3 protein-coding genes and 1 pseudogene are annotated in these 12,440 nt (G+C 61.2%); 1 reads left to right on the top strand and 3 read right to left on the bottom strand.

Annotated elements, in window-relative coordinates; genetic code table 11:
* Positions 1-264: 264 nt before the first annotated feature.
* Both AX730_RS18710 and AX730_RS01825 read right to left on the bottom strand, forming a co-directional pair.
* Complete coding sequence (locus tag AX730_RS18710; RefSeq protein WP_157074046.1) at positions 265-1,362, bottom strand: hypothetical protein; 1,098 nt, start codon at positions 1,360-1,362, stop codon at positions 265-267.
* 125 nt (positions 1,363-1,487) lie between these two features.
* Positions 1,488-7,481, bottom strand: coding sequence for a site-specific integrase (locus tag AX730_RS01825; protein ID WP_157074045.1), 5,994 nt, complete (start codon positions 7,479-7,481; stop codon positions 1,488-1,490).
* Between the two features lie 551 nt (positions 7,482-8,032).
* Between AX730_RS01825 and AX730_RS01820 the strand changes: the two genes are divergently transcribed.
* Positions 8,033-10,705 (top strand): serine/threonine-protein kinase, encoded by a 2,673-nt coding sequence (locus AX730_RS01820; protein ID WP_062351080.1) that lies wholly within the window; start codon positions 8,033-8,035, stop codon positions 10,703-10,705.
* 68 nt (positions 10,706-10,773) lie between these two features.
* Here the strand turns inward: AX730_RS01820 and AX730_RS19075 are convergent.
* Positions 10,774-12,440, bottom strand: a pseudogene (locus tag AX730_RS19075) (hypothetical protein); the annotation flags it as partial.

Raw genomic sequence — 12,440 nt, 5'->3', positions numbered from 1 at the left:
GCTACAGTAACCCCGGACTCCAAATGGTTCCGCTACTGAAAGCGGGGGGACGTCGGCGCCGAGACGGAAACCGGGCGGTAGTGGGTAGCGCCACAAGAAAGTTTCAAAATCTGACGATCGCGGTGAGGTCCAGTCCGGCAATCCTTCTCCTGCCCGGACATGGGCTCAACTCAACGGAGATGCCTGCATGGCTGACAAACTCAACGATGATAATCGCGCGAACCAGCTCAACCCGAACAACGATGCCTACTGGCAGTCCCGAGGCTACGACGAGCGCCCGGACGTCTGGAGCGAACAGGACGACTGATCGATGGTAAGCCATGCCGGTGGCCCGGCGGTCCCCGCGGACTTGTGCGGGACACCCCGGGCCACCGCGTGGAACTCCCACCACTCGAGGTACGCCTCGCGCCAGCCGCGCCGATCGTGATGAAGTCCGCCTTCGAAGCGTGGCATGAGTATAGAGAGAAGATGGGCGGCAACGAGAAGGGGGAACGCCATGCGCGCTTTTGCTTCGACCGCTTGAATCGGGTCAGTTGATTCAAGCCGCATCGCATGGACAAGCGCTTTAAAGGCACCTCCAGTCAGCTTGGTATCTTCAGTGCGCCATCGATGCAGACGTTGGTCAAATGCCTCGCCACCACGCCCACGGCCCGCGATCCATTTGGCTACTTCGGACGGCGTAGGCCGGAGTTCCGGCAGTCGTAATTTGGCGTCGGACATGGCCGAGGCTGCAGTCAGATCGACGAGCCGGGCGATTGGGGAGTCGACGCTGCGACGTGCGCTCGATCTATCTGGAGGAGCAAGCAACGTCGCGATGAGGGAGTAGCCATCCCAATCCGACGTGCAAAGAACCGGCTTGATCTCATGATCCATCACCGCAAGGAACGAAAGCAACATGTGGGTACCCACGTTGGCGAGTTGGGCCCCGATGTAGTCGACCGGCAACGCAGCATCACCTGGAGGCCATGGCGGAACTCCGGCCGCGATTACGGGCTTGTAGAGGCGGTCGTCCGGTCCGCCACTCGATCCCAGCCACGCCCCAAGCCCTTCGATATCGCGGTCATCGAAGAACTTGCTAATACGCTCGTCGACCTCATCGAGTCGACGCAACTCGGCTAGCCCGTGGGGATGAAGTTCATCGCTGGAGTACCCCAGCTGATACATTGCCCCTTCGAGCAGACCGCTTGGAAGTCCACGGGCTCGGCTGCCGGCCTCGGCCTCGCTAAGGCCGGCGTCGACGAGAGCGTTGGTGAAGACCGCCTCGATGTTCTGCAGGGCAGCCATGCGTCTGTTTTTGTTTCGCGGCAGTGCCAAGCGCTTGCGAAGCATCTGGGGAGTGACGAGAAACAGATCCGACAGCAACTCGGGAGCCGCACGCCCACTGACGACTTCACCCAGCCGGATAAAAATTGGCGTTAGCACGTCCCGAGCACCCGACCATCCTTCAGAAATAGCTGTTGATGCCCGTTTGGCTTCGGAAGCAGATCTTAGCTCAACATCAGTGTAGCGTGCGTAACCACAAGTGCCCATGCGATTGTATGATTCATCGTCGCACTCCCATCTGCTGCACGCAGCACAACTAGCTTCTCGAATCCAGCCTCACCAGCAATTTGGAAACGTCGCAACTGCAAATCGTCGACACCGGCTCTTCTTAGAAGTTGGGTCATCCTATTCACTGCTCGCACCGGCCAGACAAAAATATCCCGTCGGCTTCGATGTGCCCACACGAGATGGTTGAGCGCCAGATCCCGCACCAAGGCCCTTTCTTCAGCACTTCCCGCATCGAGTAGGTCGATGATCAGATCCGCGGGGCGGGCGGACTCAAACGCCCTGGCGGTACGCGGCTTCCCCTTGCGATCTGGACGCGGCAAAAACCTGAATGCCGTCCTCTTCTCGATCTCATTTACTGCCTGAGTCAGGATGTCAGCCTGGTGTCGATTGAACCCGTAGACTAGGACCGCCTGCTCGAATGGCAGTCCTCGCTGAATGTCCCGAAGCATACGACTAACCAGCCGGGCGCTCGGAGGAGTGATTCTGTCCGCAGGCGACTCTGGCAACTGCACAGCGGAGTTCCCGGGGGTAGCTGTCCGCTCCCCAGCGACGTGAGAAAGCCAAGCTGAAATAGGCTGATCTGACCGTATGCCACCACGGATCGACTTTCTCCGCTGAAGGATCTTGTCTGCCCCAGCAACCGATGCTCCAAGCGCAACGGCCGCCGCATGGCGAGTCTCGAACTCTTGCAGCGCCGAAGATGCCCGACTCTTTGTCATCCACGCCATGTGGAAGTAGTTCAGGACCGTGGTCGAACTGCGACGATGGCCAAACCGAATCCCCTGCTCTCGAATGTCCCGTGGGAGAACTATTTCTGAGCGGCGCCGGCCAACCACAAATCTTCTGACACGCGCACGTGAGCGGCGTAGCGCCCGCCAATCCTGGCCTGATAGCCAGAGCGACGTGAGATCCTCTGCAGCCACCAAGTGCCTTACTCGATGTACGCGCGAGCGACTTCCGGTTGCAGAAGCGAGTGACTCCAATGTCATATCCCGCAGAACCCGGGGCGCGACGCGCATCTTCGGTTCGCCGACGTCGCCAAAAATTGGCAGAGTTCTTTTCCACGTCTTGCCGAGACGCGCCTTCTCCGCATCGAGCCAATCACTGACGACTTGGCGTTGCTGACGCGACAACCTTCGGGAGCCATCTATGATACGTCGGCCAGCGGACGTCTTAAGTCGGCGATAGCGAGATGACCTAATGAGAAGAATTGTAGATTCAGGGCTTGCCAAGATATCCTTGAATCGCAGAGCTGCCAGTTCGTTGTGCCTGGCACCTGATGTCCTAAGAAGTATTGCAAACACGAGTGACTGGCGATCCAATCGGACGCGCGACGGCTCACTTTGTATCTCTTGCTCGCTCGCCAAGGCCAGCTCCGACATTTGCGCGATACCCTGCACCATCTCTTGCGGCTGGATCACATCAGCATCGACCTGATGCTCTGCCGCAATGATGACGCCTTCCAAGTCGGAGAAGTCGACCGATTCAATAGCGTGATGCTCATGCAAGTAGGCGTGGAAGCACGCCAGTTGTCGAGCGGTAAGCTCCTTGCTCAGGTTGGTGCTTTTCCGATCTATCACACCTTGATAGATATCCAGATACTCATCTGTATCCAAACTCATGAAGTCGGTGTCGCATGCTTGCGCAACCAGCTCCGATCCGAACGAAGTGATGTATCTATAGACCGTGGTCCACGCGGGATCCCTTTTCTCGGGGGTACCATGTGCCGTCATATGAAGCGAGTAGGCTGCGATGCAGGCCACCAGCGGGCTGAGCTTCTCCTCTGACAGAAGGGCTTCAAGTTCACGCTGCAATGGTCCACGAAATGCGCCAATGTTCGCCTGCGATAGTGAGTCTCCCGTCAGCTTGAACTTCTTCGGTCCTGTTCCGACATTGAGGGCGTCACGCAAACGACGGTAATCCTTCTTTACTTCACTGGGCTTGCATGTTCGCGCTTTGACCTGGCTGCTCCCACTCTCTCTATCGGAAGACAAAGTCAGAGATTCCACGGCACCCCAGCCCTCTTCCAAGAACTGTCTCTGGCGCGCAATCGTCTTATTCACGCAGCCGGATAGCCTGCTGTTTGCCAAGCGAGCGAGTCCGGATAGCTCTACCCGATTTGCAATCTCAACGGTCGCGCACAGTCGCCCCAGGAGCTCGGCGCTATGACCCGCTATCTGTGCGGGCATCTGCGCCGCCAAGACCTCATCAAGCCTCGCCGGGGTGGGCAAGGCTTCGGACGGATGATCCCGCCGTAGCCGACCAAGCGCGACTGCGGCCAGGCTTCGCACGCCTGCTGAGCGGGCACGATCGTCAGTCTTGAGCAGAAGCAAGTCATCGATCGCACTGCTACAGCTGATCGAGTCCCGCCCGGACAGGATGTCGCGCACGCGCAACGTATCGTCTTCGAAGGAGAATAGGCAGAGTGCCATTGCCGAAATGCCACAAGCCCATTCGAAGTCCGTGAATCCGGAGCCCGCGCTGGGTCGAGGCAGTATGCGTCCGAAATGCTTTCTCAGGATGCGTATCTGGGTCGTCGCGCGAAACAGCCCCGGAAAGAATGGTGACGGCTCCTGGGTGCTGGGAGTGAGCCATGGACTTGGGATTGGACTCTCCCAATGCAGTCTCTCGACCGCCCTCTTGACGTAACGGTACAGAGCGTTGTGGGCAGCCATGGCCAGGATCCTGTCGGAACCGGCGGCGCTCTCAACTCTACTCTCGATGTCCTCCATATCGTCCGGCGAGATCCGTACCCCATGGTCAGACTGAACCCACTCCGCACAACCAGGTGATAGCTTGACGAGCTCGCCGAAGGTAGGGATCCGGACCGACACGGCCTCTCTTAGAATGGCGTACACCACCCGCTCACCTTCTTCGCGTTTGCTTCGCATCTGCGAACGGCGGGCTTGTTCTACTTCAATTTTGAACTGTCTCATCTGAGCCGCCAGTTCTTGGCGCTCGCGCTTCCAGTTCCTTAGAGGCCCCGCCTCCACCAGGTCCTCGTCGACCGTGCCGTCTACGCTCAGACCTTTTCGCAGGACCCAGCCCGCAGAGCGGGCCAGATGCCCTAGTGGTCCAGATACCGCTCTGGAAAGTTGCGCCGGCTCAAGTGGACTCTCCCTCGAGTACGGATATCCGGTCGCTTCAAGGTGACCCAGAACAATTGCCAGATGGTCCGACTCAATACCTGCTTCGCGACCGCGGCTCGCCAACCATGTACGCCCCCAGTTCAGTGGCAGCGCTGCCCAGTTACTCGGAAGTGTTGCCCGCCACGACGCCATGTCGAGCTCGGCGGGCGCTCCGTCCGGTGCCAGATGAAAAAAGATCGGTGCATCGCCCAGAAGTGACTGGCGCGCTCGCTGTGCCAGTAGAGTTTCGTTCCCAGCCTCTCGCGCGGAGCCTCTTAGATGGCTGAGGTACAGATCAATTTGCTTGGCAATCAGGTCAGCGGTCGGCGTATAGCGGAACAAGTGTGCGGGATCGCACTGTTTGTCACTGAATATCGCGGCCGGCTGCTCAGTATCAAAGTCGAATCGCGTCAACTCCAGTAGAGCGATCGTTGGTCTATGCCCACCGATCGCCATCAGCATGCAGAGGACGTGATTCGTGAGCGCGTTGTGGTCTTGCACTCGCCGACGATCCTCTATTCGACTTTTCCCCGAGGCATGCATCGGTGCACTCGGACTGCGGGCAAGATCTCGCGCAGCCGTTTCGGTCACAAGCAGCTGTGATCCCACGCGGCCCGAGTTCAGGCTGCCAGCGGCGGTAGCTGGCGACGGAGCATCACCGAGCAAGGGCCACATCGCCTTCCGGAAGTTATCCTCGAGCTCTTGAACTGGAACATTGGCGTAGTACAAAGGTGCCGTCGACAGTCCGAATGTGTCAGCACAGAGAAGCATCGTCTTGCTGGTGTCTTGAGTGACTTCGCGCAGGCGTGCGCGGGCATAGTTGCGCACCCTCGCAAGACTTGTTCCCGAGCCTACCTCTTCCTCAACCTCGGCAAAGTATTCTTGCAGTGCATCACGCAGGCTTTCTGGCTCCCACCGCCAAGGATCATTCCCGCTTGCCAGCAGAGAGTTGATCCAGCCACATATTCTCGGTGGTAGCGGCAAGCGCACGATATCCACTGTCTTCTCTAGTAGACTCGAATTTGCAGCGGTGGCCTTGAATGCATTGTCTGGTCGAAGGACTGGCATCTCGAAGATGCCCTCCCTCAATCGGAGTTGAGGCCTCGGGCCACCATTCTTGACAGTCCCTAGCCGACTGTCCGCCTGGGCAAATGTAGTAGGCCCACGACCCGTCAGTGCGGTCAGCGCCGCGACGATGCCGATACGTGCAGATTCATGCTGGGCGACTTCCAAGTCAGCGCATACGCGCCGTTGGATGATCTTGATGATCATGCTCATTTCTACGTCGCTTACCGACTCGATATGATCTCGGATCAACAGCGGGTTTGAGCCCCAGATCTTCTGATTGACCCACTGAATTTCTTCCTTGATCGTGGTTAGTGGCTTGCTGGCCCCGGACCGACGATAGGCGACAAGACCAGGCTCCGCCTCCTCGTGAGATTCGCCAGGAAGAACTTGCTCACGTGTTGGCACGTGAACCCGGCGGGCCTTCAGGCCAGAACGCTGCCTCTGCGATCTGCGGCGACCCGACGCGTCCGGTGTAGTCGGAAGCTCGTTTACCAGCAGCTTCAGGTATACCTCGCCGAGCAACCTGCCAGCTACTGGATGCGTGAGCGATATCTCCGGCAACAGCGAGTGGAGGATTGAACTTAGCGCGTCCGCTGAGCGCGGCTTTCCGATCCGATCTAGGATCGGCTCCAGTGGATGCTGATCAGGGAATCCATCCGCGATCAGTTCCACCGGCTGAGGCGAGCGAGAGCCGCACTCTAGATCGGAGATCAGCTCACATAGCTGCCGGTCTGCGCCAACATTCGTTTTGGCGACCCCACGAAGGCGGCCTAGGACGAGTAGGCCGCGTAGATGAAAAATTCCACGTCGCCGATCCTGATCAGAAGGCGCAATAAGGGCTTTGGGACGGAATCCCGTCGTTTGCTCGATGCGCTTTGTCGCTCGCCACCTCCTAACCCTCGTAAAAGCCTTTGATCGATCCTTCCCGCGAATTGACTGGCTCACTGATTGCAAGATAGAGAGATCTGTGCGTTGCCGTAGGAATGGCTGCAGCCAGGTGGCAACGTATGAGATTCTGTAGACCGAATCGTAAAAGCCTGCTGTTTCTTCTCCGCGCCAGACGGGCGTGAGTGAAGCGGCAGCCATCCTTTCTTCGCCGCTCAACTCCACCAGTATTACTGCCAGCTCATCCACGAGGTCCGCCTCGGTGAATGCGCGCAATGGCCGTGGCTGGAAATCGAGCTCCGGCACGGCCGCTGCGATTTCACTGTCACGGCACTCGTCCCTATCGAGGCCAAAGAGGTTATCCGAGCCCATCGATGGGGCCCACGTGGATGTCCCGCCGGTGGCAAGCGGCCAGATGGCCTCGTACAGGTACTGCCCAAATTCCGGGTACATGGCCCAAACCTTGGGAATCACGTGAGAGAGGGCTTCCGCCATCCCAGCCATGTCTTGAGGCCTGCCCAGTTCGAACAAGATGTTTTTGAGCGGGTGCCGTCGCCTGATTCTCTTGGCGGTGCCTCTTCGATCGCTGATGAGCCCTTGATCGATCAGATCGACCGCGCGCGCTAGCTGGACTTGGGCGGCCCGCCCTCCCCTTAGCCCGACCAGGAGCACAAGCCCCTCGAGCTGTGAAAGTTTCGAACGCCGGCGCCAGATGCCGGGCGGCACTGCCCAGCCCGCATGTTTCACCAGCAAGTCGTCTGTAAGCGGGCGGTTGCCAAGGGCATTAATTGTGCCGAAGTCGATCCAGCCGTCTGCGAGCCAGGGCACTGAGTCCAGCAGGTCTGCCACGTCCCGGTAGAAAAGTCCGGGCCAGGAGCCGTCCCACGCAACCTTTGCCAGCTCTGTGAGTACAGAGGCGTATGGACGATGGCTAGGGACGAGGTCTAGGTATTCCTCCACAACCCGGACAGGGTCAAAGTCCGGCGGGTTGAGTGCTGATTGCATGGGGATTTACCACGCCGACGCTGGGGTAGCACAAGGTAGCTATTACTCAACAAGCAATCCATAGTGTGTGACAACTTTTTGGACAGACTATTGAGCTTCAATGGATCTTGATTGACCTTTGGCCAAGTTCACGATGGGCGGGGATTTTATCTAAATCACTGTTTATCAAAAACATTCCGACTACCCATAGCAATATTGGACATGCTAACGCCACTTGAGATGCACATTAGGTTGTAGCTTCCGAAGCCGTCGGGGGTTCGAATCCCTCCGGGCGCGCCATCTCTCATTTTCGTTCCACGCACGCCGACGCGAAGCGCGATACGCTCGCGCCAATGGGCCGGCGGTCGCTTCGCATCCCGCACGCGCGACGTCCTGCCCTCTACTGACGGTCGCTGATGTCCGATCTGGAAGCCCGTGCGCTGGACTTGTTCGACGACTACGTCGAACTGCCACCACCACAACGATCAAACGCCCTGCTGCGACTGAAAGCACGTGAGCCCGCACTCCACGACGCACTCCTGCGTTTACTGGCGGCGGACGCCACGTCGCATGCACTGGAAGACGCCGCGTTCGAAGCCCTGTGCGAGGCATCGGACGAAGGCGTCACCGATCCTTCGTCCGTCCGCATCGGCAACCGGCTCGGACCTTGGCGCGTCGATCGCGTGATCGGGTCCGGCGGCATGGGCACCGTCTATGAAGCCAGCCGAGCCGATGGCCAGTACGAGAAGCAGGTCGCGCTGAAGTGCATGCGGGCCGGGATGTCGTCGCCAGCGCTGATCGATGCCTTCATGCGCGAGCGCAACCACCTGGCGCACCTCGACCATCCCCATATCGCTCCGCTGCTGGACGGCGGCATCGAAGCCGATGGCAGGCCGTGGTTCGCCATGCGCCTCGTGCACGGCACCGCCATGGATCTCTGGGCAGACCAGCAACGCCTGACGCTTGTCGAACGCATCCGCCTGCTCCTGCAGGCCTGCCAGGCGCTGCGCTATGCACATGGCCACGGTGTACTGCATCAGGACATCAAGCCCAGCAACCTGCTGGTGTCGGACGATGGCCGCGTGCATCTCGTCGACTTTGGCCTGTCTGCGGTGATCGGCGGCCTGGATGGCATGGCACCTCCCCGCATCGCGGTCTCCAACGGCTATACGGCGCCGGAAGTGTTGACGGGCGCCGCCGCCTCCGCCGCCAGCGATATCTACTCGATCGGCGTGATGCTGTACCAACTGCTCGTTGGTGACTGGCCCCGGCCCCTGCTGCCGCTGCACGCCACGCTCATCGGGCTGTCCCGCCTGGCACCAGCACGCACACCATCCTCGCTGGCAGCCGCGGCCACGGCCGATGTGGCCTGGAAGCGGCGATACCCTCATGCGGGCAAACTCCGCCGGCACCTGCAAGGCGACCTCGATGCGATCGCCCTGAAATCCGTTGCCACGTCGCCTGCGGATCGATACCCCGGCGTCGACGCGCTGATCGAAGATCTCGAGCGCTGGCTGGCGCGCTATCCGGTCTTGGCCAGAGGCACCCGCCGCGGCTACGTGATCCAGCGCTTCCTGCAGCGGAACGCGCTGGCCAGTACGTTGGCGGGCGGCGTGCTGGCCGTGGGGATCACCTGCGCGGCCGTACTGGGCTGGCTCAACCATCAGGATCGCCAGGCACTGCGCGACACCCAGGCCGTGTCCACCGTGTTCGAGCAGACCTTGGGCATCGTGACGTTGTCGGGACTGGCCGAAGCACGACCGTCATCCCGCCTGATGCTCGAGCGCGCCGAGACGCAGCTGCGCGGACTCTCGCTGCAAGCGAGCCCGGCCATCAAGGCGAGAGCCTTTGCTTCACTGGCCCGCAGCTACGCAGCACTCGGCGACTACCCGCACGCGCTCACGTTGGCCGGGGAAGCCCAGCGCCTGCTGTCCGACCATGCTGGGGGCACGTCCGACACACCGGCCATCCTGGCGACGCTGCTCAACCTGCAAGCGCGGCACGCCGAGGCACGCGATGTTGCGACGCAGGCATTGCAGCGGTCCGCCTCGACGCAAACGGCCGCCGACCCCGCCACGCTAGCCCTGCTGGTCGAGCTCGCACGCGCGCACTGGGGGTTGTCGGAGTATGACGCCGCCTTCGATGCCTTGGCCTTCGCCCAGGAAAGCGCTGCCGGTCTGTCCTCGCGCGCCGCAGGCGAGATCCACGTCGAGCTATTGGTCCTGCGCGGCCAATGGCATCTCCAACTGATGGACCTGCCCCGTGCGGAGCGCGACCTGCAAAGTGCAGCCGATGCCGCGCGCTCGGGAGCGCCCTCGCTTGGAGAAACGGTCAGCGAAGCCAGGCTTCCCCTGCTGCTGCTGACGCAGCGATACCCCGAGGCTACGGCCCTGGCGAATGCGCTGCTCGACGCCCGCCGCCAGCGATTGGGGCCCGATCACCCCGACACTGCCCGAAGCCTGCGCTTGCAGTTGCAGGTCGCTGAGCAGGCGTCCGGCACCGACGCCGTCACGGCAGCCGCAGTGCAGGCGGCTCACCAAGCCATCGTGTCCGCCTACGGCACCCGGCATCCGGAATTCGCACGCCAGCTGATGCTGGAGGCTCGACTCGCATTGCACGAAGATCCGCGGACAGGACTCGAGCGTGCGCAACACGCCGTGCAATTGCTGGAACGCGTACTGGGTCCACGCCATCCCACCACCCTGGCCGCCAAGGAGGAACAGGCGCTTGCACTGGTGGCCGTCAACCAGGCGGTACCCCGCATGGCCGCTGAGGCTCGGTGGAATGAAGCGGTGGGGTTGCTCCAGGAAGTCATCCATGCGCGCGCGCAACGCCATTGGCCCTCGCCCACCGCAAAGTACTGGCTGGCGCAGGCGCTGCTGCAACGCACCGGAGCTGCGGGAAGCCGCTCCGCCGACGACCTGCGGCAGGCTGAAGCTTTGCTGCAGGAGGCGCTGGTGGAAGCGAGCCGGCATCTCGGCGCACGTCATGCCGTCACATCGATGATCCGCGAGGCGCTGGTGCGGAATTACCAGCGTGCCGCGATGGCCGCCGCATCGTCCAACGCAACGTCATCGCCACTGAAATGACCCGGTAACACGCGGCGAGCGTGCGTGCCGGACGCCAACGGACGGGCGGATGCCCGCCCGCGCCTCTATCAGTACGTGCCGACCAGGTTCAGGAAGAACCCCTTGTGGTCGTAGTCGAAGTCGGTCAGGTCGTCGTTGAAGTCGGTGAAGTTGTAGCCCACGCCGATGCGGAAGTTCTTGTTGAGGTCACGGTCGACACCCATCAGGAAACCCTGCTTCGAACCACCGTCAACCACGTCGAGCCGGCGGTACTCCGCCAGCGCATGCCACTTCGTGCGCAGGTCGTAACGCACCTGTGCCGCCGCGAACGTGGTGGCCGAATCCAGCCACACACCAGTCCCGCGCCCCATGCGCACCTCGCCTTCGCGACGCGCCAGCTTGCCGGCAAATTCCCAGCGCTGGTCCAGCTTGTACACGCCTTCGAACGAAAGCACCTGCGACCTCTGGTCGTAGTTCGCGCCGCCGATCTGGCCAAGCGTGGCGAGGTCGTAGAGGTAGGTGTAACGACCGAACAGGCCCCAGCGCTGGTTGTTCCACGGGCGGAAGGCGAAGCCGACGTTGCCTTCGATGAAACGCGCGCTGGCCAGCGGATCCAGCTGATCGTCGGTGTCGGCATAGTTCAACCGCGCCGCGATGCGCCAACTCTCGTTGATCTTGTGCGTCAGGCGGTTGGTGCTGACCCATTGCTCACGCTGCTCGGCACCGCTGTCTTCGCGCCATTCCAGCTTGCTCTGCCAATCGGTATCCGGCGACGTGCGGCCACCGGACACGCTGATCGCACGACGGTTGACGTTGCCCCCGGTCGAGCTGGTCAGCTCACCGTCGGACAGGGTGAAACCGGTGTTCCAGCCCTGGGCCGGATAGAAATCCATGCCGAACGTGTGCGCCAATCCGGAGGCGTCGCGCTCCTTCAGGAACTGGCTTTCGTTGTAAAGGTTGACCTGGTTGGACAGGCGCCAGCGCTGGCCCAGCGTCCAGCCATTTCTTGAGCTGCGATTGAACAGCGAGTCGTAGTTGGTGGTGTCGGTGGAGTACGTATAGGCACCATATATGGCATGCTGCGCGGTCAGGCGATGCTCCGCATTGACCGTGGCCGCTTCACCACGATCGCCCGAGGTGGCTTCCGCGCCCACCGACGACTGGTTGCCGTACAAGTACTTGCCACCCAGCGTCAGCGCATTGTTGTCCGCGTACTTGCCGCCATCGTCATCCAGCGTCACCTGGCCGATGCCGTACAACTCCAGCGTGCTGCCAAAACGGCGCAGGTACTTGAGCGCGCCCAGCGTACCGGCGGCATTGACCGCCGTGCCTTTCTGGTCCAGCCGACGCACCTCGGTACTGAAGGTGCTGGTGTCGTTGATGCGCCACTCCAGCGATGCCTGCGCCTGTGTCAGCGACTCCACCCCCCTTTCGGCGCGGGTGTAGCGCGTATACAGGCCCAGGTTGGGCGTGAACTGGCCCAGCAACTCGGCACCGTATTCGGTCACCGGACGGCCGGTGTCGTAGCGCGAGATGGAATAGCCGGCGCTGGTGTTGCGCCACCAGGCGCCCACGCTCCAGTCCTGCTCGGTCCAGCCCAGCTCCTTGAAATTGGCACGGGCCTCCATCGATTTGGCGTCGCCCTCGCGGAACAGCGCCGTCGTGTTCTGCTGGATGAAGCTCAGGCCGCCGTTGTTGGAAAAGAACACCGGCGCGCCGAACGATTCGGTCTGTGCGTACTCGGCCTTGATGTAGG

The organism is Pseudoxanthomonas mexicana, from assembly GCF_001556105.1.
Lineage (GTDB): Bacteria > Pseudomonadota > Gammaproteobacteria > Xanthomonadales > Xanthomonadaceae > Pseudoxanthomonas_A > Pseudoxanthomonas_A mexicana_A.
The sequence above is the reverse complement of the archived record's forward strand: the minus strand, read 5'-3'. Positions and strand labels throughout refer to the sequence as shown.